The following is a 22986-nucleotide window of genomic DNA, read 5'->3' as shown; positions in this document are numbered from 1 at the left end:
GTTACAGCCAAGGGTCTGTAGCTCAGGTGGTTAGAGCACCGTCTTGATAAGGCGGGGGTCGTAGGTTCAAGTCCTACCAGACCCACCAAGTTACGGATGGTGGTTCGAAGCCGAACCTCCGGACAGAAGTAAATTGGGGGATTAGCTCAGCTGGGAGAGCACCTGCTTTGCAAGCAGGGGGTCGTCGGTTCGATCCCGTCATCCTCCACCAATTACCTCGCACTTCGGTGTGCACCTTGGATTGGTCGTCAAAGGCAAGCGCTTAGGATTGAGCGTTTGCCTTTGGCCTTGGCCAAGACGTTGCGAGACGCAGTTTCGCACGGCTGTTCTTTAACAATATGGGATGTAGTAAAGGTGTCGTGAGCGTTGATGAGACGCTGCAGTAAAAACACGATACCGGGTTGTGATTGTATCAACCAAAATGTATTTAAGTGATCGAAAGATGACTTGGAATACGGCACAAATGCGAGAACTCATCCTGTAGCGAGCACGGCTTGAACGCAAGTTTGAGACACACTCGTTATAGGGTCAAGCGAACAAGTGCATGTGGTGGATGCCTTGGCGATCACAGGCGATGAAGGACGCGGTAGCCTGCGAAAAGCTTCGGGGAGCTGGCAAACAAGCTTTGATCCGGAGATGTCCGAATGGGGAAACCCGGCCCGAATGGGTCATCCCTGACTGAATACATAGGTCAGGGAAGCGAACGCGGCGAACTGAAACATCTAAGTAGCTGCAGGAACAGAAATCAACCGAGATTCCCAGAGTAGTGGCGAACGAAATGGGAAGAGCCTTGTACTCTTTAGCAGCATTGTTAGCAGAACGGGATGGAAAGCCCGGCCATAGCAGGTGATAGCCCTGTATGCGAAAACAGCGTTGTGGAACTAGGTGTACGACAAGTAGGGCGGGACACGTGAAATCCTGTCTGAAGATGGGGGGACCATCCTCCAAGGCTAAATACTCGTGATCGACCGATAGTGAACCAGTACCGTGAGGGAAAGGCGAAAAGAACCCCGGGAGGGGAGTGAAATAGATCCTGAAACCGCATGCATACAAACAGTCGGAGCCTGGAAACGGGTGACGGCGTACCTTTTGTATAATGGGTCAGCGACTTACATTCAGTGGCAAGCTTAACCGATTAGGGAAGGCGTAGCGAAAGCGAGTCCGAATAGGGCGTTCAGTCGCTGGGTGTAGACCCGAAACCAGACGATCTATCCATGGCCAGGTTGAAGGTGCGGTAACACGTACTGGAGGACCGAACCCACTAACGTTGAAAAGTTAGGGGATGAGCTGTGGATAGGGGTGAAAGGCTAAACAAGTCTGGAAATAGCTGGTTCTCTCCGAAAACTATTTAGGTAGTGCCTCGTGTCTCACCTTCGGGGGTAGAGCACTGTCATGGTTGGGGGGTCTATTGCTGATTACCCCGCCATAGCAAACTCCGAATACCGAAGAGTGCAATCACGGGAGACAGACATCGGGTGCTAACGTCCGGTGTCAAGAGGGAAACAACCCAGACCGCCAGCTAAGGTCCCTAAGATTGGCTAAGTGGGAAACGAAGTGGGAAGGCTAAAACAGTCAGGAGGTTGGCTTAGAAGCAGCCATCCTTTAAAGAAAGCGTAATAGCTCACTGATCGAGTCGTCCTGCGCGGAAGATGTAACGGGGCTAAGCCAGTCACCGAAGCTGCGGATGCACGTAAGTGCATGGTAGGAGAGCGTTCTGTAAGCCTGTGAAGGTGTCTTGTAAAGGATGCTGGAGGTATCAGAAGTGCGAATGCTGACATGAGTAGCGATAAAGGGGGTGAAAAGCCCCCTCGCCGTAAGCCCAAGGTTTCCTACGCAACGTTCATCGGCGTAGGGTGAGTCGGCCCCTAAGGCGAGGCAGAGATGCGTAGCTGATGGGAAGCAGGTTAATATTCCTGCACCGTCGTATGATGCGATGGGGGGACGGATCGCGGAAGGTTGTCCGGGTGTTGGAAGTCCCGGTCCCTGCATTGGAGAAGGCGCTTAGGCAAATCCGGGCGCGGAATTCAAGGATGTGGGGCGAGCGGCCTAGTGCTGCGAAGCAATTGGAAGTGGTTCCAAGAAAAGCCTCTAAGCTTCAGTCATACGAGACCGTACCGCAAACCGACACAGGTGGGCGAGATGAGTATTCTAAGGCGCTTGAGAGAACTCGGGAGAAGGAACTCGGCAAATTGGTACCGTAACTTCGGGATAAGGTACGCCCTTGTAGCTTGACTGGCCTGCGCCAGGAGGGTGAAGGGGTTGCAATAAAATGGTGGCTGCGACTGTTTAATAAAAACACAGCACTCTGCAAACACGAAAGTGGACGTATAGGGTGTGACGCCTGCCCGGTGCCGGAAGATTAAATGATGGGGTGCAAGCTCTTGATTGAAGTCCCGGTAAACGGCGGCCGTAACTATAACGGTCCTAAGGTAGCGAAATTCCTTGTCGGGTAAGTTCCGACCTGCACGAATGGCGTAACGATGGCCACACTGTCTCCTCCCGAGACTCAGCGAAGTTGAAGTGTTTGTGATGATGCAATCTCCCCGCGGCTAGACGGAAAGACCCCATGAACCTTTACTGTAGCTTTGCATTGGACTTTGAACCGATCTGTGTAGGATAGGTGGGAGGCTTTGAAGCGTGGACGCTAGTCTGCGTGGAGCCGTCCTTGAAATACCACCCTGGTTTGTTTGAGGTTCTAACCTTGGCCCGTGAATCCGGGTCGGGGACAGTGCATGGTAGGCAGTTTGACTGGGGCGGTCTCCTCCCAAAGTGTAACGGAGGAGTTCGAAGGTACGCTTGGTACGGTCGGACATCGTACCTAAAGTGCAATGGCAAAAGCGTGCTTAACTGCGAGACCGACAAGTCGAGCAGGTGCGAAAGCAGGACATAGTGATCCGGTGGTTCTGAATGGAAGGGCCATCGCTCAACGGATAAAAGGTACTCTGGGGATAACAGGCTGATACCGCCCAAGAGTTCATATCGACGGCGGTGTTTGGCACCTCGATGTCGGCTCATCTCATCCTGGGGCTGTAGCCGGTCCCAAGGGTATGGCTGTTCGCCATTTAAAGAGGTACGTGAGCTGGGTTTAAAACGTCGTGAGACAGTTTGGTCCCTATCTGCCGTGGGCGTTGGAATCTTGACGGGGGCTGCTCCTAGTACGAGAGGACCGGAGTGGACGTACCGCTGGTGTACCTGTTGTCTCGCCAGAGGCATCGCAGGGTAGCTATGTACGGAAGAGATAACCGCTGAAAGCATCTAAGCGGGAAACTCGCCTGAAGATGAGGATTCCCTGGAGCCTTGAGCTCCTTGAAGGGTCGTTCGAGACCAGGACGTTGATAGGCTGGGTGTGGAAGCGCAGTAATGCGTTAAGCTAACCAGTACTAATTGCCCGTAAGGCTTGATCCTATAACCAGTGTGTTTCTACCTGGTGTGAGTGTCGCGTGCCGCTGCCGCAGTAACAAGCAGCTTGGCCGATACGCACAACCCCTACTACATCCCTATTCGCTGCGTTGAGCACACCTCAACGCGGCCACCGTTTATGCCTGGTGACCATAGCGAGTTGGAACCACCCCTTCCCATCCCGAACAGGACCGTGAAACGACTCCACGCCGATGATAGTGCGGATACCCGTGTGAAAGTAGGTAATCGCCAGGCTCTCCCTTGAAACCCCCCAGTACGAAAGTACTGGGGGGTTTTGCTTTTACGGCTGCGGATTTGTGGCTGTGATTTGCCGCAACGATTTTGCGGCTGCGAAACATGACGCTCGCAAGCATAATTGCCGCTCCGGCCACCTTGCCACCCTCTCTTTAGCTCATTTCGAATGCCAGCCGACGGCGAAGCCCCGTGGTTTCTTTACCTGCTCGAATGCGAGGGCAACACGATCTACACCGGTATCACCACGGATGTGGAGCGGCGCTTCGCCCAACATCTGGCAGGAACGGGCGCTAAATATACGCGATCGCGCAAGCCCATCAGGATTCTGGGCTGGCAGCGTTTCGACAATCGCTCGGAAGCCTCAAAGGCAGAAGCGGCGGCGAAGCGGCTGACTTCCGCGCAGAAGCGGAGTTTTTGCGCACAATTGGCGACAGAGATGCGCGATGCGCCAGCCGCCGATCTTGCTTGAGCATTACCCTCGCACCTTGAATGCCCCCGCATCGGGGGCATCCTTCTTGATCCCGGCAGTGCCTTCCACGCGTCCTTAAGTCTGGTTTAAGGATCGGCCTTTAGGATGGTCCTGTCGCGTCCAGATAGCCCGGACGCCTGAGGTAACCAAGAAAGGAAAAACGCCATGATTCGCCAGACGCTTGCACGCTCCGCCATTGGCATTGCTGCCCTGGCCGCTCTCGCCGGGGGATACACCTATCTGCAGAAGGAAGTCATCACGCCGGGATATGCCGCGCAGGCACCCGTAACGGCCTCGGCCCAGCCCCTGGCCGTTGCCGCGCCCACCGACTTCTCGAGCATTGTCGACCAGTACGGTCCGGCAGTAGTCAATATCAGTGTTACCGCGCGCGCCCAGCGTGCTTCGGCACAGGTACCGCAGGGCATGGACCCGGATGATCCCCTGTTCCAGTTCTTCAAGCGATTCGGCCCGCAGTTCCAAGGGCCGCAGAATGGCCAGCAGCAACTTGTGCGTGGCCTCGGCTCGGGCTTTATCGTCAGCCCCGATGGCCTGATCCTGACCAATGCGCACGTGGTGGATGGCGCGCAGGAAGTGACGGTCAAGCTGACCGACCGCCGTGAATTCAAGGCCAAGGTGCTGGGTGCCGATGCGCAAACGGATGTCGCGGTGATCAAGATCGACGCCAAGGATCTGCCGACCGTGCGCCTGGGCGACCCCTCGCGCGTACGCGTGGGTGAGCCGGTGCTGGCCATCGGCTCGCCTTATGGTTTCGAGAATACGGTCACCGGCGGCATCGTCAGCGCGAAATCGCGCTCCTTGCCCGATGACACCTATGTGCCATTCATCCAGACCGATGTGGCCGTGAATCCCGGCAACTCTGGCGGCCCTCTGTTCAACCAGCGGGGCGAAGTGATCGGTATCAATTCGCAGATCTACAGCCAGACTGGCGGCTACCAGGGGTTGTCGTTCTCGATTCCGATCGACGTGGCCACCAAGGTGCAGGCGCAGTTGGTGGCGCATGGCAAGGTCACCCGCGGCCGTCTCGGCATCGGCGTGCAGGAGGTCAACCAGGCCCTGGCGCAATCGTTCGGGCTGCCGAAGCCTAGCGGTGCGCTGGTCAACTCGGTGGAGCCGGACAGCCCCGCCGCCAAAGCTGGCCTCAAGCCGGGCGACGTGATCGTGCAGCTTGGCAACGACGTGATCGACCATTCCGGAGACTTGCCTGAGCATGTGGCCGACCTCGCGCCGGGCACGCAGGCTTCGCTGAAGGTGATCCGCAAGGGCGAGCCGCTGACCTTGACGGTGAAGGTCGGCACGGCCAAGGATGCGGCAGTTGCCGGCAAGACTCCCGCCAATGACGCCGGCGGCAAGCTTGGCCTGGCGGTCCGCTCGCTGAGCCCGACCGAGAGGCGGGACAGCGGGATAGACGGCGGGCTGGTGGTCGAAGATGTCGCTGGCCCTGCGGCCAAGGTGGGCATCCAGCCGGGTGACGTCATCCTGTCCATCAATGGCACGCCGATCAGCTCGGCGGAGCAGTTGCGGGCCCTGGTAGCGAAGTCCGGCAAGCAGGTTGCACTGCTGGTGCAACGTGACGATGCCCGTATCTTTATCCCTCTGGACCTGGGTTAACTGCAAAGGCGGCCACGGAGTTAGTCACGGAGTTAACCGCGAAGTTAACCCCCGAGTTAACCTCGGCATAAATGGCGGACGGGCCGGCGCGAAGGTATACGTGTCGGCCCGCCAAGCCTTAGTGGACGCCGAATTCCGGTGCAATAGGGCTGCCAGAACGCGCGGTAACAGGTATCATCTCGACTGCGAAGCAGGACACGCAGCAACGGCCTTGACCATCCCGGGCCATTAATGCGAAATTGTCCTGCAGACTCGATGACACAAGGAAGTCTATGCAGTTGGATTTCACCCGCGCGTCCGCGACCACGGGTACCGAGAGAGCGCGGCGCCTGCCGCAAGCCTCGCCCACCCCGCGCCGACGCAAGAAAGCTGAAGCCCCGCACTGGGAGCGTGGCTACCGTTCGCATTTCTACCGCAATGAGCGCGGCGAGAAACTGGGCGAAGTTCGCCTGTCCGATCGTGGCGACATGCCGGTGGTCTATCACTGGGCCGCAGGCAATTACTCCGGTGCGGAGGGCTCGCTCGCTCACGCCCGCATGCGCGTGGAAGAGACCATCGGCTTTGGCATGCGCCAGCTCGCTCTGTTCTGACTAGAGCCACTAGAACCGATTAACTAGCCGACCCGACGCTTTCTCGGAAAGCGACAGCCGCGCGCGCCCCGCGCCGCGACTCCCCGGAGCGATCCGCTCCGGCATGCCAGCCAGATTCAGCCAGATTTACCAGATCCAACACGCTGCTCCAGCCCCTCGGGCCGACACTGCGTAGCCTGTGCGGCAGACAGATCTGCACGCGCCCCGGCATCCAACTCCCAGTCTTGCACCAAGCGCGCTTCAATCGAGACGGCGTTGCGCCAGCATGAAGACTGCAGCCGTCAGGGCAAGTGCCGCGATCAGCCGATACAGATCCTCGCAGGCAATCAGCCTGGCCTGCGTATCGACCAGGCCGGCAAGTTGCGCCAGCGCGGCTTGATAGGCATGGCCCGGATCCAGCCCACGCGCGCTCATGGTTGCCTGGGCGGCCGCCATCCACTGCTGCGTCTCGGCCGTGTGCTGGCCAAGAGCGCCGGTCAAGCTCGTGTGTACCGCGAACTGCCGGTTCTGCAAAAGCACGGCGCCGAGCGCAGACGCGAAGGACGCGGCGATCTGGCGCAGCAGGTTCTTGCTGCGGTAGCCGTGGGCGAAATCGTCGCCGGCCAGCGAGCGGAAGGTGAGGCCGGCAATCGGGATGATGACCATCACGCCAAACAGGCCCTTGCCCACCAGTCCCCACGCCAGCGCCGACGGGCCGGCGTTGGGCGGCATCGACGAAAACCACCACGTGGCTCCGGCCATCAGAAGCAGGCCGCTTGCCATCAGCGGCTTCTTGTGCGGCAGTTTTGGGGCCAGGCGCAGGTAGACGAAGATCCCGGCCAGGCTGACCGTGGCGGCAAAGGTGTTGAGCCAGCCGGTGGTCGCCAGCGGCAGCCCGAGCGCCTGCTCGGCGTAGATCGGGAACACGTAGCTGCTCAGGTTGCTGATCAGGTAGTAAACAAAATACATGGCCAGCCCGGTCAGGTAGACCGGATTGCGCAGCGCGCGCAGATGGAGCACCGGCGTGCTGTGATGCCATTGCTGCCAGAGAAACCCCGTCAGCAGTCCGACACCCGCCGCGCAGATCAGCGCCAGCCGCAGCGGGTGCGAGAAGATATCGAAGCGCGCCTCCGTCATGGCGGCTTGCAGGGTCACCACCGCTGCGCCGAACAGTAGCAGCGGGCCCAGCGCGGGGCCGGGATCGTCCTCGCGCGGCTCGGCGTCCGGCAGCAGCAGCCACGCCCCCAGCGTTGCCAGCGCGGCGAAGGGCAGCACGCCGTAGAACACGTCCTGCCACACGCCGCGCTCGATCAGCTCAGCTGCCATGGCGGGCGCCAGCGCGGAGGCGGCAAAGATCCCCAGCATGAAGATGCGCGAAGCGCGCGGCCGGTCGGCCGGCGCGAACATCACATTGACCAGGATGCGGCAGCTGGTAAACAGCGCCCCGCCGCCCACGCCCTGTACAAAGCGCGCGCCCACCAGCTGCGGTAGCGAATGGCTGGTGGCCGCCGCCAGCGTGCCCGCCATGAAGATCAACAGCGCGCCGGTGAGGTAGTAGCGATAGCCAAAGCGCTGCGCCAGCCACTGCTGCTTGAGGATCATCAACATGCTGCCCACGGCGTACGCGGCCTGGACCAGGGCGAAGCTGCGCGGATCGGCATCGACGCCGCCAACGATATGGCTCGATGCGAACACGAACATGATGTTCTCAAGGAACTCCACCGAGGTGGCCAGCGCAAGCAGCAACATCACCAGGGTCTGGCGCTGCCGGTGGCTGAGCAGGCGCAGCCATCGCAGGCCGAGCCGCAGCGGCCGTAACGCAGACACGGTTTTCATGGTTCCCGCGTCAGCAGGTTCTGGTGCATCCGGTTGAGCGCACGTGTGGCAGCGGCCAGGCCGCTTTCGCCTACCGGCCCCCAGGCCTCGGCGTAGGCCGCGTGCACGGCAGGGGCGGCACGCTCCAGCATGCGGTGGCCGGCGGCTGTCAGTACCAGCTCGGTGCTGCGGCGGTCCTGCGCCGAGGCGTGCCGGCGCACCAGGCCGCGCGCTTCGAGGCCGTCCATCAGCCGGGTCATCTGCGTGCGTGTGGCGTCGAGGGTGATGCCGAGCTCGGACGGCAGGCTGGGCTGGTTGTCGTCGGTGGCGAGCAGGCTGATGGCGAGGTATTGCTGCAGGTCCAGCTCGAAGGGCGCTAGCGCGCGATCGATGTGGCTGCGCAACAGACGTGCGGTGCGCATAAGCAGCCGGGAAGCCAGGATCAGGTCGCGCGGCGCTTCCGGATGGCCCGCGCAGAAGCGGTCAATGCGGTCTTCGAAGGACATGGCGGGGAGTCAGGTGATGCCGGAGCAACGGAGCCGTTCCGGCAATATAATTACAAACGTAATTATATCATCTGAAACAAGTCGGGTGCCGATGCCTCCCGGCGCTCGCTATCTTCGGCGAGCGAGGTGACGGCAAAGCCGCCGCAGCGCCAGACGCAGCCCGGCAAGCTCGGCCGAGCGCTGCTCCGGTGCCAGGCGGCCGTAGCGCAGCCTGGTGTAGCGATCGCTGAAGTCCTGCACTGCCAGCGCCGCAGTCGGGAGGGCGTGGGCGGCCCGCGCTGCAAAATCCTGGGGCCCTTCGGACGGTGAGCGCACGCAACCGTGGCGTGACAGCTGGCGGCAGAAGCGCGCGTAGGCGGCTTGCACCGGATCGATCCGGCGGCGCCTGAGCACGAGTGGCACGAGCGCCAGCAGGCTCAGCGCCGCCAGTCCGCCCAGCAGGACCTGCGGCACGCTGTCGCCGATGCCGAGCTGCTGCATCAGCCGTGCCTGCTGGCCGCGATCGTATTGCAATACCCAGCGCTGCCAGGTGTAGACCATGCCGTCCATGCCCCAGCGCAGGTTCCGCAGCCAGCCCGGGTCTCGCATCGCGTGCAGCGCTTCGATCTCGCTGGCCTCCAGCGCGGCGTCGATGCCGCGCTCGACCCGGCTTGGCGCCACCGCGCTGGTGGGATCGACGCGCACCCAGCCGCGTCCCTCGAGCCAGATTTCCGCCCATGCGTGGGCGTCGGCCTGCCGCACGATGTAATTGCCGCCGATGGGGTTGTACTCGCCGCCGAGATAGCCGGTGACCACGCGCGCCGGCACGCCGGCTGCGCGCATCAGGAACACGAAGCTGCTGGCGTAATGCTCGCAAAAGCCACGTCGCGTGTCGAACAGGAAACTGTCGACCTGCTCGTGGCCAAGCGGCGAGGGCGAGAGCGTGTAGCTGAACGGCTCGGCGGCAAACAGCCGCAGCGCGGCCCGCGCCCGCTGGGCGGGATCCGGATATTGCTCCGCCCACGCGGCGGCGAGCTCCCGCGTGCGCGGGTTGCCCGGCGGCAATGCCAGTGCCAGCTCTCGCGTCGCCAGATCGAGCGGCTGCGCTGCGGCCGGAGCCGAACGCGCGCGGTAGCGCAGGCGCCGGTCGACCGGGTCGCGCGTAAAAAACTCCCCGTCGGCATTGATCACCGCGCCGGCACCGGGGGCGATCGCCTGGCCACGGTCGAGCAGGAACAGCCACGCGTGCTGGTTGGGCTCCAGCGTGATGCTGTAGTTGACGATCCCGTTGGCCGGGGCGTTGCCAACCGTCTCGCCGCGCCCGGCATCCGCAGCCGTGTCATCGGCCGCCGGCAAGGCCGGCGCCGGCTGCGCGCGCCGCTGCCGCAGGGGCGATGGCCGCCAGGTCTGTCCATCGAATTGCCACAGCACCAGCGCGCGCCAGTACAGGGCACTGGCCGGCAACGGGCCGCCTTGCACGTCGGCGCGCAGTGCGACTTCGGTCGACTGGGTGAGCCGGCTCACGCTGCCCGGGCTCATGGTGTCGCTGATGCCGGTAGTGGCCACGGCCTCGGCTTGCGGCAGCCGCCACAGTGGGCGATCCAGGCGCGGAAACAAGACAAAGAGCAGCAGCGCCCAGGGCAGCCCGATCAGCGTCAGGCGGCCGAGCAACGGCCACACGGCAAGATAGCCCCGTGCCTCGGGATGCCCCAGGAAGAGCCAGTTGCGCAGCAGCCAGGCGGCAATGGCAAGGCTGTACAAGGCCAGCCAGAATGGCTGGTCGAACAGGTACAGGCTCAGCAGCAGGTAAAAGCACAGCTGGGTAACCAGCGTGGCATCGGCCAGCACCCGGCACTCCAGCAATTTGAGCACGACGAAGGCGCCCAGCAACGCCACCGACAGGTCGCGTCCCATGTTGCCGCCGGCCTGCCAGACCAGTGCGGCGGCCACCAGCATCACCAGCCCCGCGATGATCCCGAGCATGAGGCGCGAGGGCAGCGGCGCGCGCTGGTGCCACAACAGCCAGCGCCACGCCAGCAGCAAGACCAGCAAGACACTGATGGTCACCGGCAGGCTGCGCGCTTGCGGCGCTAGCACCAATGCCAGCTGGCCCAGCAGCAGGCCATGCTCTTCGTGCGCAAGGGGGCGCGGCGGCAGCTTCACGGTGCGCCCTCCGGCGGGGCTTGACCGGCGCGTCCCGGCCACAGGGCCAGGGCTTCGAGGCAGGCGCGGCGATGCGCGCCGCCGCGCCCGGGCGGGATCTCGACCCCGGGCAGCCGCAGGCCGATCTCCATGGTGTCGCCCGCGGCCACCACCCAGGCGCACAGGCGCGATAGCCTTGCCTCAATGCCGAGTTGTTGCGGCAGGGCCTGCCAGTCCAGCCAGCAGGTCGGCAGGCTGCCGGCCTCGCCGGTGCGGCTCAGCCAGCGGCCGGTGCGCGCGCTATGTTTCCAGGCGATGCGATGCAGCGGATCGCCGCTGCGGTAGCGCCGCAACTGATCCGTGCCATCGTCCGAGGGCAAGGACGCCGCGCCATCGTCGTCGGGCTGTGCGGCAAAAGGCAGAGGCGGTGCGCCAGGTTCCGGCTTTGGGTAGACCAGCGCGGCTAGCGGCAGGTCGGCATAGCTCCACACCCGGAACAAGCCCAGCGGAAAACGGCTCGACAGCGTGACGCGCGGCAGCGCCAGCCAGCCGCGCTGGCTGGTGGGCATGTGCAAGGTCAGCTGGCCGGAGGCATCCCGTGCCAGGCTCAGGCGGGCAGGCAGCGCGCCAGCCTGGGCCGGCAGGCTGGCCTCCACGCCGATGCGCACCGGTGCGTCGCTGCCTGAAATGCGCAGGCTGAATGCGGCCGGCTCGCCGGCAAAGGCTGGCGCCGCGCTGGCTCCGGCCACCGTCATGTCGAGCAGGTTGCGGTAGGCCTGCCACATGCAGGCCATGCCGATGCCGCCGAGCAGGAAGGTAAGGGCGAAGCCCAGGCTGATGTTGTAGTTCAGCGAGGTCAGCAGCATGGCCATCAGCAGGACCGAGAAACCCAGGCCGGCCCGGGTGGGCAGGATGTACAGGTGACGGCGGTCGAGCGTTACCACGCCTTGCCGGGGTGCGCGACGGCGCTGCAGCCAGGGTGGCGACGCCCATGCCTGCCGCTTGGGGCCAGGCGCGGCCGGGGATGCCGTGCCCGGCGAGGAAAACGGCCGGCCGCGTGCCATCGGGCGTCAGGGAATGGCTATGTCGGCCAGCAGGCGGGTAAGCGCCTCCTGGCCACCGCCGGCTGCGCCGGACGGCAGCAGCCGGTGGCCCGCTACCGGCATGAAGACCGCCTGCACGTCTTCGGGCAGCACGCTGTCGCGCTGGTGCAGCAGCGCCCAGGCGCGCGCGCAGGCCAGCAGCGCCAGGCCTGCCCGCGGCGACAGCCCGGCGGCAAAGGCAGAGTGCGCGCGCGTGGCCTGCACCAGCGCCAGGGCGTAGTCCACCAGTGCCGGGCCGGCATAGACCTGGGCCGCGGCCTGCTGCAGCGCGGCCACCTGCTCGGCATCCATCACTGGCGTGCCGGCCGCGGGCGCTGCCCCGCCGAGGTAGAGCACGCGCTCGAAAGCCGGATCGGGATAACCCAGCGACAGGCGCATGGTGAAGCGGTCGAGCTGGGATTCGGGCAAGGCGTGCGTGCCGATCTGGTCCAGCGGATTTTGCGTGGCGATGACGAAGAACGGGGACGGCAAGGCATGGGTGACGCCGTCGTGGGTGACCTGTCCCTCGGCCATCGCCTCCAGCAGGGCGCTCTGCGTCTTGGGGGTGGCGCGGTTGATCTCGTCGGCAAGCACCACCTGCGCGAACACGGGGCCGCGATGGAAGCGGAATTCCGCGCTGTCGCGCACGAAGACGGAGACGCCGATCAGGTCGGCGGGCAACAGGTCGCTGGTGAACTGCACGCGCTGGAACTGCAACCCCAACGTGCGCGCCAGCGCGTGGGCGAGCGTGGTCTTGCCCACGCCCGGCAGGTCCTCCAGCAGCAGATGGCCACGTGCCAGCATGCAGGCCAGCGCCAGCCGGATCTGCCGGGGCTTGCCCAGGACGATGCGGCCAAGCTGGGCTTCCGCCTCGGAGAGCGATGCGACGATGCGTGGGCGAGCTGTCACGTGAAGCCTGCGGGTCGGGGGGAGAACCCGGCCATTGTAGCGGCGCGCGCAGGCGCGGGAACAGTCTGTTTGCGCACGCAACGCGCACCCGACATACGCGGGGCGCGCCGATTCGCCCGGCTTCTGGCATTATCGAAGCTGTCGGCCCAGCCAACCCCTCATCTGCTGCAATGAACTCCCCGCTTGCTGTCCCGCCGGGTGCCGCTTCCAAAGTGGCTTCCACGGCTTCCAAGGTTTCCGCCGCTTCCATCGCTTCGGCCATCGCCCCGACCGCTGCAGACTTGAACGAACTCAACCGTGCCTTTCATGCAGACGGCTATATCGTGCTGCGCGGCTTTGCCCCGCCCGCGGTCTGCGACCAGCTCGAGCAGGTCGCACGCGCGCAACTGGCCGCGGCGGCGGCGCCGGTCGAATATGAAGCCGAGCTAGGCTATCCCGGCGCGCCCGCCAGTCGCGACGCCGTTGGAGGGGCCACGGTGCGGCGCTTGCGCCAGGCCTATGGGCGCGACGATGCGTTCCGTGCCTGGGCCGCCGATCCCGCGGTGGCGCAGGTGGTGGCGAGCTTGCTGGGCGAGCCGGTGTGCCTGACTCTCGCGCACCACAACTGCGTGATGACCAAGCATCCGCACTATGGCAGCCAGACCGGCTGGCACCGTGATACCCGCTACTGGTCATTTGCCCGCCCTGAGCTGGTGACGGTGTGGCTGGCGCTGGGCAGGGAGGATGAGAGCAACGGCGTGCTGCGCGTGATTCCCGGCTCGCACACCGTCGCGCTCGAACCCGGCCAGCTCGATGCGGCCGAATTCCTGATCGAGTCGCATCCGGCCAGCCAGGCCATGCTGCAAGGCGTGCGGCCCCTGGCCCTGGAACGCGGCGACGTGCTGCTGTTCGATAGCCGGCTGTTTCATAGCGCGGGCCAGAACGTTTCCGAAGCGGTCAAGCTGTCGGTCGCCTTCGCCTACCACGGTGCCGGCAACCATCCGCTGCCGGGCACCCGCTCGGCCGAGTTCGGCAGCGTCGAGCTGCCCGCGCCGGCAACGCCCACGCGCTAAGCGCGCTGGCCCATCACGCATCAGCCCCGCAGGCTGATCAGGTTCGAGATTTTCTCGGAGGCGGCCAGCAGCGGCGGCAGGAAGCTGCTGGCCATGTCGTCGGCGCTGGTGCGGTTGGCCTGGCCGCTGATATTGATGGCGGCGATGACCTGGCCGGCACGGTTGCGGATCGGCGCGGCCAGCGAGACCAGCCCTTCTTCCAGCTCCTGGTCGTTCTGGGCCCAGCCGCGCGTGCGGATGCCGGCGATGATGGCCTTGAGCTCGGCAGGATCGGTGACGGTGCGGCTGGTACGGGCGCGCAGTTCGCTGGCGCCCAGCACCCGGTCGAGCTCCTCAAGCGGCAGGCCGGCCAGCAGCACGCGGCCCATCGACGAGCAATAGGCCGGAAGCCGGCTGCCGATGGACAGGTTGATCGTCATGATCTTGCGCGCCGGCACCCGCAGCACATAGACAATCTCGGTGCCGTCCAGCACGGAGATCGAGCAGCTTTCACGCACCTCCTGCGACAACGCCTCCATGATCGGCTCGGCCAGATTCCAGAACGGCATCGAGGTCAGGTAGGCGAAGCCCAGGTCGAGGATCTTGGGGGTCAGGCGGAACAGGCGGCCATCGGCGCGCACGTAGCCCAGGCCGACCAGGGTCAGCAGAATGCGCCGCGCGCCGGCGCGCGTCAGGCCGCTTGCCTGAGCGATCTCGCTCAGCGTCTGGGCGGGGTGCTGCGCGTCAAAGGCACGGATGACCGAGAGCCCGCGTGCAAAGGACTGCACATAGGTATCGCTCGGCTTCTCCGGGCCCGGCGCGGCGGCGGGCGCCACGGAAGCATCCGTGGCCGGGTGGTCGGAATTGTCGGGAGCGGCAGGGCTGGCCATCGGTTGGTTCGGCTGATTGCCGAATACACACGGAAAGGCCGAAAGGGTAGAGGAAATGCGGGGTGCGCGCCAGTGGCGCGCCCGCTGCGCGCATAATGTCGCGCGTTTGGGAAACATAGCTTGTAAAGGAAACATCGCCTGGTGAACGAGACAATCCAGTGGAACGATTGGGAAGCCTTCTGCTGCGTGGTGGAGCAAGGCACTTTCACGGCTGCGGCCGAGCAGCTCGACTGCCCCAAGTCCCGGGTCTCGGCGGCAGTTGCGCGGCTTGAGTCGGCCATCGGCTCCAAGCTGCTCCAGCGCACAACCCGGCGCATGCGCCTGACCGACGCCGGCAGCGCGGTGTACCGCGACGTGGCGCCCTTGTTCGCGCGGCTGCGTGAGATCCGCCAGGAAACCCTGGCGCGCGAGGAGCGGGTGCAAGGCGTGCTGCGCATCGCCGCGCCATACGAGTTTGGCGCCCAGCAACTGGGTGGCGTGATCTGCCGCACGCTGGCGGCCCACCCCGCACTGGACGTGAAGGTGGAGATCTCGCAAGGCATGGTCGATCCCATTCGTGACGGATTCGACGTCGCCTTTGTCGCGGTCGATGCCGACCTGCCCGATTCCGGGACCGTGGCGCGGCGCATCTATCATGTGGAGCGCGGCCTGTTCGCGGCGCCGGCGCTGGCCGCCGGCCTGCCGCTGCAACTGCAGCCCGAAGACCTTGCCAACCTGCCAACCCTGACCACGCCCGGTGATGGCATGTGGGAATTTACCCGCGATGGCGAGCGTGTGGCGGTACCGATCCGGCCGCGCATGCAGACCGCCAACGCCGAGCTGCGGCTGCAGGGCGCCCTGGCCGGCCTTGGCATTGCCCGGCTGTCGCTGATCTATTGCGAAGCAGAAGTCGCCCAGGGACGGCTGGTGAAGGTGCTGCCGGACTACCCGCCGCCGCCGCTGCGGGTCTTTGCCTTGCTGCCCGATCGCCGGCTGCAGCCGCGCAAGGTGCGCGTCTTCATGGAGGCGGTGGAAGCCATGATGGCCTCCGAACTGCAGGACCGGAACGACGCAGCCGCGCCCGGCCCGTAAGGGCTGGCGCGGCTGTGGGGGTCATTGCGGTTGGGGGTGGGCGGCTGGCAGGCCTGCCCATTTCCGCGCTGACAATGTTGCTCACATCGTGAGCACTTGCTGACGTTCTCTAACTATCTCTAGCTATCTCTGACTATTTCTACCTATCTAGCTGTCTCTTCCATACCTGGCGAATGCCAGGTTGCGCTCAGGCGCCGTCGCTGAAGCTGCTGCGAGGCTCGTTCACGCCGCGGGCGCCGTCGGTGTAGGGGTCGCGCGGGCCGCTGCGGGCGCCGTCGGTGAACGGGTCGCGCGGGCCGTTGCGGGCGCCGTCGGTGAACGCGTCGACCGTGCGGCCGATGCTGCCATCGAGGCGGGCCAGGTCGGAAACCGGCGTGCTGGCGTGCGCGGAGGCAGCGGCCATCGACAGGCCGATGGCGCAGAGGAGGGAAACGGCGAGGGTGCGGGGTTGTGCGAGGGTCTTCATGATGCTTTTCTTCCTTCGGGCATATCGTGGTGTGTTCCACGTTGGCCGTAATGTATGCCTACAGCTGCCCAGGAAAAAGCGTCAATCACCAAAACACTGTTCGTCACTATGAACAATGCCCCGGGTGTGGGCCCGGGGCATTCATCGGCATCCCTTGCCGGAGGGGCCTTCAAAGACCTTCAGGGGTCTTTGTAGGCCTTCAGAGGCCTTCAGAGGCCAAATCGCGCGCCGAACAATCCCGCGCCAAGGCGGGCAATGATCATCAGCAGGATCTGCGCGATCACGAAAAGCGCCAGCGGCGAGATATCGAAGCCGCCCAGGCGCGGAATCACGCGGCGGATCGGGCGCAGCAGCGGCTCGGTCAGGTGGTTGATGGCGGGCGTGACGGGTGAGTGCGGGTTGACCCACGACAGAATCGCCATCAGCAGCGTGACCCACATCACCATGCTGATACCCCACTTCAGCACATTGAGCACGGCGATCAGCAGGATCAGCGGCAGGTAGGCCAGCGGGTCGGCGCCGGAGACCAGCAGCACCAGCAGCAGGAACGCCAGGGCGGTCAGCCAGGCACCGATCACGGTGGCCCAGTCGATGCCGCCAAGGCCGGGGATGAACCGGCGCAAGGGCCGCACCAGCCAGTCGGTGACCTGGAATACGCCTTGTGAGACGGGGTTGCGCGTGGGCAGCCGTGTCCATTGCATCCACAGGCGCAGCAGCAGCGCCATGCCGAACAAGCTGAAGACGGTATCGAGCAGGAAAAGGGCGATTTCCGAGAACATCGGTTTCGGTTCCGGTGGAAGTGTGATGTCTGCAGTCAGGAGTGTCTGCGAATGCACAGATTCTGCCATACCCGCACCAGCGCTGGTCGAAACCCTGGCCTGGCCCCGGAACCTGACACTGCCGCACGCCTGCGGGACCGCCGGGGGCAGCCCCTATAATAGGCGTCGAGCCAAGTTCCCCAGCGCCCAGACGCTGCCCCTTATGACCCGCCAGCCTGCCGCATCCAAATCCCCGCTTGCCAAGCAGGATTTCGAGGCACTTTCCGATTTTCGCTACCAACTGCGGCGTTTCCTGCGGTTTTCAGAAGATGCTGCCCAGAGCGAAGGGCTGACCGTGCAGCAATACCTGCTGATGCTGCATATCCGCGGCTGTGCCGGCAAGGACTGGGCATCGATCGGCGAGCTTGCCGAGCGCTTGCAGGCCAAGCAGCACGGCGTGGTCGCGCTGGTCAATCGCTGCGAGGCGGCTGGGCTGGTCAAGCGCAAGGCCAACCCGGATGACCGCCGCATTGTCGAGGTCCACCTGATGGCCAAGGGCGAGCGCTTCCTTAACCGGCTGGCCATGCTGCACCGGAGCGAGCTGGAGTCGCTGCGCGGCACCTTCCGCGTAGCACGCCTCACTGCCTTCAACGACGACGGCGCGGAGCGCGCCTGAGCGCCAGTGAAGCGCTGCTGAAGCGGGCAACGGCGTTTTTTTAACCCGTCAGGCATTCCCCGTTACAGGCGGTTACCAATCACAAGCCTCGGTGACACCCGAGGCGCCCCTGCGGCCCTAGACTCGCGCGCATTCCCACTCGCGTTGCTACCGCAGGAGTTTTCCCGATGCCTTTCCCTTCTTTCCCCCTTCGTACCGCCGCGCTTGCCTTGCTTGCAGCGGGCGCCCTGGCCGGCTGCGTGAGCGCGCCATATGGCGGCGGGTACGGTGGCTACGGGGCCTATGGCAATTCGGGCGCGTATGGCAGCAGCACGCAGGCGGGTGGCGCTTACCCCGTGGCTTATCCGCAGCAGGGCTACCAGCAGCCCGCTTACCCGCAGGCCGACTACCCGCAATCGGGCTACCCGCAGGCGCCGGTACAGGAGAGCTATCCGCAACAGGGTTACCCGCAAGCCGGCTATCCCCAGGCGAGCCAGCCGCAAGCTGCCTACGGCAACGATGCCTACGGCGTGCGCTATGGCCAGGTTGAATCCATCGAGATGTTGCCGGGGCAGCCGGCTAGCGGCGGCGTCGCCGGCACTTTGATCGGCGGCATGGTGGGCGGCCTGCTCGGCCACCAGGTGGGCGGCGGCCGCGGCAATACGGTGGCGACCATCGGCGGCGCGGTGGTCGGCGCGGTAGCCGGCAACGAGGTGGAGAAGCGCGCCAACACGGCGCCGCCCGCGTACCGCATCCGCGTGCGCACCACCGACAACGGCTACCTCACGCTGACCCAGTCGACGCCGTACAACCTGCGCAACGGCGACCGGGTGAAGGTGCAGAACGGCGTGGCAATGCCTTACTGACGATGGGGTTGCCCGGATCTTCTGTTGTCCAGGGTCTATGGTCTAAGGGTGTCAGGGTTTCCGGGCGGAGAGGCGGCCGCGCATAGCGCACCCGCTTTCCCGCCTGGCGCCGTTCATCCCACAACAAGGAGCACAGCATGAAGATCCTGATGGTTCTGACCTCGCATGACCAGTTGGGCAATACCGGCAAGAAAACCGGCTTCTGGCTCGAAGAGTTTGCCTCGCCCTACTATGTGTTCCGCGATGCCGGGGCCGACATCACGCTGGCCTCGCCCCAGGGCGGCCAGCCGCCGCTGGACCCGAAGAGCGACGCGCCCGATGCGCAGACCGAAGCCACCGAACGCTTCCGCAAGGACACCGCGGCCCAGGCCGCCCTGGCCAGCACGCTAAAGCTCGCGCAGGTCAAGGGTGGCGACTACGACGCTGTGTTCTATCCAGGCGGCCACGGCCCGTTATGGGACCTCGCCGAGGATCGCGCCTCCATTGCGCTGATCGAGACCATGTATGCCGCCGGCAAGCCGGTTGGTGCCGTGTGCCACGCGCCCGGCGTGCTGCGCCACGTGCGTGGCCCGGACGGTGAGCCGCTGGTGCGGGGCAAGGCAGTGACTGGCTTTTCCAATGCCGAGGAGGCCGCCGTCCAGCTGACCGAGGTGGTGCCCTTCCTGGTCGAGGATGAACTCAAGCGGCTGGGCGGCCACTATAGCAAGGCGGCCGACTGGCAGAGCTACGCGCTGGTGGCGCAGCGGCTCGTGACCGGACAGAATCCTGCTTCGTCGGCCGCAGCGGCCGAGGCCTTGCTGACGTTGCTGAAGTCTTGATGGCCTTCGCCTACACGCCCGCCCCGAACAAGTCCGCGTAATCTTCGCGCAATTGCCGCTTGAGCAGTTTGCCGGCGGTGTTGCGCGGCAGGTCGGGCACGAACACGATGCGCTTGGGCACCTTGTACGGGGCCAGCGCGGCGCGGGCATGGGCAAGCAGCGCCTCCTCCTCGGCGCGCGCCTCGCGCTTGAGCACCACGCAAGCCGCCACGGCCTCCACCCACTTGGGATGCGGTAGCGCGAAGACGGCGACTTCCGCCACAGCCTCATGCTGGTACAGGCACTCCTCGACTTCACGGCTGGATACCAGCACGCCCCCGGAATTGATCACGTCCTTGATGCGGTCCACCACATACAGGTAGCCGCCCTCGTCCATATAGCCCAGGTCGCCCGAGTGGAACCAGCCGCCGCTGAAGGCCTCGGCGGTCTGCTCCGGCTTGTCCCAGTACTCGGTGAGCAACTGTGGCGAGCGGTGCACGATCTCGCCCAGCTCGCCGGGTCTGGCGTCCTGCATCTTTTCGTCGACGATGCGGGTTTCCACATTCAGCACGGGCCGCCCGGCCGAAGCGGGCCGCTCGCGGTGCTCCTCGGGGCCGAGTACCGTGGCCAGCGGGCCGATCTCGCTCTGTCCGTAGCAGTTGAAAAAGCCCAGCGCGGGCAGGCGCTCGCGCAGCTCCAGCAGCACCGGCAGCGGCATGATCGAGGCACCGTAATAGGCCTTGGTCAGCGAGACCAGTTGGCGCGGATCGAAGTCCGCGTGGCGTAGCAGCGCAATCCACACGGTGGGTGGCGCAAAGAAGCTGGTGATGCCAGCCTCGCGCACCGTGCGCAGGCAGAAGCCCGGCTCGGGGCTTTGCGCCAGCAGGATGCTGCCGCCCATCAGCAGCAGCGGCATCAGGAAGACATGCATCTGCGCGGAGTGGTAGAGCGGCAGCGCAGCCAGCGCGTCATCCTCCGGCTTGATGTCGCACGTGGCGATGGCGCTCATGTATTCGGCCAGCAAGGCGCGATGCGTCAGCACTGCCCCCTTGGGCGCTGACGTGGTGCCTGAGGTGTAGAGGATCTGCGCCGGCATGGCGTCGTCGAGGGTGGCGAGGATCTCCCCGGCGGGGCCCTTGGCTGCCGTCAGCACGTCGCGCTGGCCGCCGCCATGGAGGCTCCCAAGCAGCGGGCAAGGCAGTCCTTCGACGTGCGCGGCCAGCGCCGGGTCGGCGAACAGCGCGCTGGCGCCGGACTGAGCGACGATGTATTCGACCTCGCCGCGCGTCATCGAGAAATTCACCGGCACATGGATCAGCCCGGCACGCAGGCAGCCCAGCCACAGCAGCACGTAGGCATCCGAATTCTTGCCGAACGCCGCCACGCGGTCGCCGGGGCGCAGGCCCCACCGCTGCAGCGCGGCGCCCACGCTGGCCGCCGCGGCCTCGAGTTCGCGATAGGTCCAGCTGCGTTCGCCAAAGCGCAGCGCCACCTTGTCGGGGCTGCGCCGCACCGCGCGGGCGAGGGCATCGGGGATGGTATTGCGCAGGACGCGCTGCTGCTCTGACTGCATGGTGGTCTCCGTTATGGTTCTATGGTTTTTGGGTCCAGCAAGTCTTGAGAGCCGATGCCGCAGGGTTTGATCGCGTCATTGCATTCCCGGCGCAAGCACGATGCCATGGCTGTGGCGTTGGCCTTCGAGGGGCCAGCATAGGGGCGGGACGGCACAGGCGCAAGCCGCCCTGGCGAGGGGGAAGGCGGGAGACGCCGGGCAGGACGCCCGGCGCAAGGGGAAGATAAAGCGAGGCTCAGGCGGACAGCGCGCCGGCCAGGAAGGTCAAGGCTCGGCCGTGGGCCAGCGCGGCGGACGGCTGATGATACGAGCCGCGGGCCCAGCAGTTGAAGCCGTGATCGGCCTGCGCATAGACGTGGATTTCCGCCTGGCGATTGCCGGCCACGGCCGCGCGCACTTTCTCGACGGCGTCAGCCGGGATATGCGCATCGAGCGCGCCGTAGTGGAACTGGACCGGCACCTTGATACTGGCGGCTTCCTGCAGATTGTTCTGGATGCCGCCGCCATAGTAAGGAACCGCCGCATCGACCAGGCCGCGCGCGGCGCTCAGGTAGGCCATCAGGCCACCGAAGCAGTAGCCCACTGCCGCAATCTTTGCACCCGCGCCGAGCTGGCCGCGCAGCGCCTTGGCGGTGGCGGCGATGTCTTTCACCGCCAGTTCCACATCCACCTTCTGGCGCAACTCCATCGCGCGCGCCATGTCCGCGCCCGCATAGCCGAGCTCCACGCGCGGCGCCAGGCGCCAGAACACGTCCGGCGCCAGCACCACGTAGCCGTCGAGGGCATACTGGTCCGCTACCGCGCGGATATGTTCATTGACGCCGAAGATTTCCTGCACCAGCACGATGCCCGGTGCATTGGCCGCCTTGCCCGTGGGCGGCAGGGCCAGGTAGGCATCGAAGGCGCCACCTTCGGTTTCAACGCGGATCCATTGGCTGTTGCTGTGGTTAGGCATGCTTGCTTGCTCCATTGACACTCAGTGACGTTGATCGGCAGGACAGATATCCGGCAAACCGCAAGTGTGCCACTGTCCGGGCAGACGTGCCGGGCGTGCCGCAGCCCGTCACACCGCCCGTCATGCAGCATGCGGGCGCCCGGTTCGTCAGCTTGCCGGCTGAACGCCAGGCAGGAACTCGATGCCGGTGCGCTTGACCAGCTCGCCATAGGAGATCGGCTTGCCCGGCCGGGCAGCGTCGGAGTTTTCGATCCAGTGCGCCCAGGCACGGTTGGTCGACGGATCGTAGACGAGCTTGTAGAGATACGTGGGGACCCAGACCTTGCCGTTGCCGATGGTGCGAACGTTGCCATCGAAGACCGGACCCGTGATGACATAGACATCGCCGGCCGCGCGCATGGCGTACTTGCGTGTGGCCTTTTCGATGGAGGCCCATGCCTTGCGGTTGTTCTGGCTGTATTGCGGCACCACGTTGGCGAGCGTGAACGATTGCGACATGGCTTGCGCGGTCGGCTGGTCGGCGGCAGGCGACATATGGCCGCGGTCGATGCCTTCGTTGCCCTTGTAATCGTCCAGTTCCGCTCGCTCGGCGCGGGGCAGGCGCGCATCGGAAAAGAAGCGATTCGTTCGCGTCTCATCCCTGGCATCGATCAGTTGCGCGCGCGACAGGCGCTCGGCCACGTACAGCGGGGTCTTGCTGCGACCCGAGTGCATGACTGCAAAGGCGTCATAGCAAAGCGGGCGCAGCTTGAGCTCGGCCGAGCTCGGTGCCTTGGGGGCCGCGTTTTGCGCGAAGAATTGAGGACATTGGGCAAAGCCACCGGCAGCGCTCGCCACGCCAGATGCCAGGCACAGCGCCACCGAGAAAAAAAACGTCTTCATGCGGGAAAGGAATCCTTACAGCTTGCAGATTGATGAGACGGCAAAAGCCGGCAAAGGCCCGAAAGAGCCCGAAAAAGCCAGCGAGAACCGTCAGAGGACATTGCCCCGTCGCGCAGGATGGCGGAGGCTGCGCGCGGGAGCCGGGCATTCTGCCAGACAGAAGCGCGATGCGGAACGAGCGAGGTGCAACCCACATGGACCAGGGCGGCAATGAGGCGGTTCTCATTCAATGCCGCGGCGGCTCCTATAATCGCGCTTTTGCATCATCACCCACGCACCTGCGTTTTT

At 64.8% G+C, this 22986-nt stretch carries 19 protein-coding genes, 2 tRNA genes and 2 rRNA genes; 12 read left to right on the top strand and 11 right to left on the bottom strand.

What is annotated here, in order from left to right:
- Positions 1–11 precede the first annotated feature (11 nt).
- From F7R26_RS34520 to F7R26_RS34490, 7 genes are all read left to right on the top strand, one after another.
- Positions 12–88 (top strand) — tRNA-Ile (locus F7R26_RS34520).
- A 47-nt stretch (positions 89–135) separates the two neighbouring features.
- Positions 136–211 (top strand) — tRNA-Ala (locus tag F7R26_RS34515).
- A gap of 315 nt (positions 212–526) precedes the next feature.
- Positions 527–3405: ribosomal RNA gene (locus tag F7R26_RS34510) — 23S ribosomal RNA — on the top strand.
- A gap of 136 nt (positions 3406–3541) precedes the next feature.
- Positions 3542–3654: ribosomal RNA gene (gene rrf / locus F7R26_RS34505) — 5S ribosomal RNA — on the top strand.
- 166 nt (positions 3655–3820) lie between these two features.
- On the top strand, positions 3821–4123 hold the full coding sequence (locus F7R26_RS34500; protein WP_150991623.1) for a GIY-YIG nuclease family protein: 303 nt from the start codon (positions 3821–3823) through the stop codon (positions 4121–4123).
- A 165-nt stretch (positions 4124–4288) separates the two neighbouring features.
- Entirely contained in the window at positions 4289–5752 is a 1464-nt protein-coding gene (locus tag F7R26_RS34495) for a DegQ family serine endoprotease (protein ID WP_150991620.1), read from the top strand.
- Positions 5753–6024: 272 nt separating this feature from the next.
- Entirely contained in the window at positions 6025–6342 is a 318-nt protein-coding gene (locus F7R26_RS34490; RefSeq protein WP_006164639.1) for a hypothetical protein, read from the top strand.
- 240 nt (positions 6343–6582) lie between these two features.
- On the opposite strand, the gene F7R26_RS34485 is transcribed toward F7R26_RS34490, so the two are convergent.
- From F7R26_RS34485 to F7R26_RS34465, 5 genes are all read right to left on the bottom strand, one after another.
- Positions 6583–8157: an MFS transporter gene (locus tag F7R26_RS34485; RefSeq protein WP_150991618.1), complete on the bottom strand. Its 1575-nt coding sequence runs from the start codon at positions 8155–8157 to the stop codon at positions 6583–6585.
- Complete coding sequence (locus F7R26_RS34480) at positions 8154–8642, bottom strand: MarR family winged helix-turn-helix transcriptional regulator (RefSeq protein ID WP_150991615.1); 489 nt, start codon at positions 8640–8642, stop codon at positions 8154–8156. Before F7R26_RS34480 ends, F7R26_RS34485 begins: the two co-directional genes overlap by 4 nt.
- 108 nt (positions 8643–8750) lie before the next feature.
- Positions 8751–10784 (bottom strand): transglutaminase TgpA family protein, encoded by a 2034-nt coding sequence (locus F7R26_RS34475; protein WP_150991612.1) that lies wholly within the window; start codon positions 10782–10784, stop codon positions 8751–8753.
- Positions 10781–11827 (bottom strand): DUF58 domain-containing protein, encoded by a 1047-nt coding sequence (locus tag F7R26_RS34470; protein ID WP_150991609.1) that lies wholly within the window; start codon positions 11825–11827, stop codon positions 10781–10783. Before F7R26_RS34470 ends, F7R26_RS34475 begins: the two co-directional genes overlap by 4 nt.
- Positions 11828–11833: 6 nt before the next feature.
- Positions 11834–12754: an AAA family ATPase gene (locus F7R26_RS34465; RefSeq protein WP_150991607.1), complete on the bottom strand. Its 921-nt coding sequence runs from the start codon at positions 12752–12754 to the stop codon at positions 11834–11836.
- Positions 12755–12924: 170 nt separating this feature from the next.
- Here F7R26_RS34465 and F7R26_RS34460 point away from each other — a divergent pair, with 170 nt between their 5' ends.
- Positions 12925–13806: a phytanoyl-CoA dioxygenase family protein gene (locus tag F7R26_RS34460; protein WP_416351357.1), complete on the top strand. Its 882-nt coding sequence runs from the start codon at positions 12925–12927 to the stop codon at positions 13804–13806.
- Between the two features lie 20 nt (positions 13807–13826).
- Here the strand turns inward: F7R26_RS34460 and F7R26_RS34455 are convergent, their stop codons facing one another.
- The gene (locus F7R26_RS34455; protein ID WP_150991601.1) at positions 13827–14675 is read right to left on the bottom strand and encodes an IclR family transcriptional regulator; all 849 of its coding nucleotides are present in this window, start codon (positions 14673–14675) and stop codon (positions 13827–13829) included.
- A 141-nt stretch (positions 14676–14816) separates the two neighbouring features.
- On the opposite strand from F7R26_RS34455, the gene F7R26_RS34450 reads away from it, so the two are divergent.
- Positions 14817–15746, top strand: a complete 930-nt coding sequence (locus tag F7R26_RS34450; protein WP_150991598.1) for a LysR family transcriptional regulator — start codon at positions 14817–14819, stop codon at positions 15744–15746.
- A 187-nt stretch (positions 15747–15933) separates the two neighbouring features.
- On the opposite strand, the gene F7R26_RS34445 is transcribed toward F7R26_RS34450, so the two are convergent.
- Positions 15934–16212: a hypothetical protein gene (locus tag F7R26_RS34445; protein WP_150991595.1), complete on the bottom strand. Its 279-nt coding sequence runs from the start codon at positions 16210–16212 to the stop codon at positions 15934–15936.
- Positions 16213–16421: 209 nt separating this feature from the next.
- Entirely contained in the window at positions 16422–16991 is a 570-nt protein-coding gene (locus F7R26_RS34440; RefSeq protein ID WP_150991592.1) for a YggT family protein, read from the bottom strand.
- Positions 16992–17193: 202 nt separating this feature from the next.
- Between F7R26_RS34440 and F7R26_RS34435 the strand changes: the two genes are divergently transcribed.
- The 3 genes from F7R26_RS34435 (at position 17194) to F7R26_RS34425 (ending at position 19309) form a co-directional block, all read left to right on the top strand.
- Positions 17194–17646 (top strand): MarR family winged helix-turn-helix transcriptional regulator, encoded by a 453-nt coding sequence (locus F7R26_RS34435; RefSeq protein WP_150991589.1) that lies wholly within the window; start codon positions 17194–17196, stop codon positions 17644–17646.
- Between the two features lie 167 nt (positions 17647–17813).
- Positions 17814–18491 carry an outer membrane lipoprotein gene (locus F7R26_RS34430; protein ID WP_150991586.1) on the top strand — a complete coding sequence of 226 codons (678 nt, stop codon included), beginning with the start codon at positions 17814–17816 and terminating at the stop codon, positions 18489–18491.
- 137 nt (positions 18492–18628) lie between these two features.
- The gene (locus F7R26_RS34425; protein WP_150991583.1) at positions 18629–19309 is read left to right on the top strand and encodes a type 1 glutamine amidotransferase domain-containing protein; all 681 of its coding nucleotides are present in this window, start codon (positions 18629–18631) and stop codon (positions 19307–19309) included.
- 10 nt (positions 19310–19319) lie between these two features.
- On the opposite strand, the gene F7R26_RS34420 is transcribed toward F7R26_RS34425, so the two are convergent.
- The 3 genes from F7R26_RS34420 to F7R26_RS34410 all read right to left on the bottom strand — a co-directional run bounded on the left by F7R26_RS34420 (position 19320) and on the right by F7R26_RS34410 (position 22698).
- The gene (locus F7R26_RS34420) at positions 19320–20861 is read right to left on the bottom strand and encodes a fatty acyl-CoA synthetase (protein ID WP_150991580.1); all 1542 of its coding nucleotides are present in this window, start codon (positions 20859–20861) and stop codon (positions 19320–19322) included.
- Between the two features lie 235 nt (positions 20862–21096).
- On the bottom strand, positions 21097–21816 hold the full coding sequence (locus tag F7R26_RS34415) for a dienelactone hydrolase family protein (RefSeq protein ID WP_043357103.1): 720 nt from the start codon (positions 21814–21816) through the stop codon (positions 21097–21099).
- A 147-nt stretch (positions 21817–21963) separates the two neighbouring features.
- Complete coding sequence (locus F7R26_RS34410; protein ID WP_150991577.1) at positions 21964–22698, bottom strand: DNA/RNA non-specific endonuclease; 735 nt, start codon at positions 22696–22698, stop codon at positions 21964–21966.
- Positions 22699–22986 lie beyond the last annotated feature (288 nt).

The sequence above is a fragment of the Cupriavidus basilensis genome (assembly GCF_008801925.2).
Taxonomy (GTDB): domain Bacteria; phylum Pseudomonadota; class Gammaproteobacteria; order Burkholderiales; family Burkholderiaceae; genus Cupriavidus; species Cupriavidus basilensis.
This window is presented reverse-complemented; position numbering and strand designations above follow the sequence as displayed.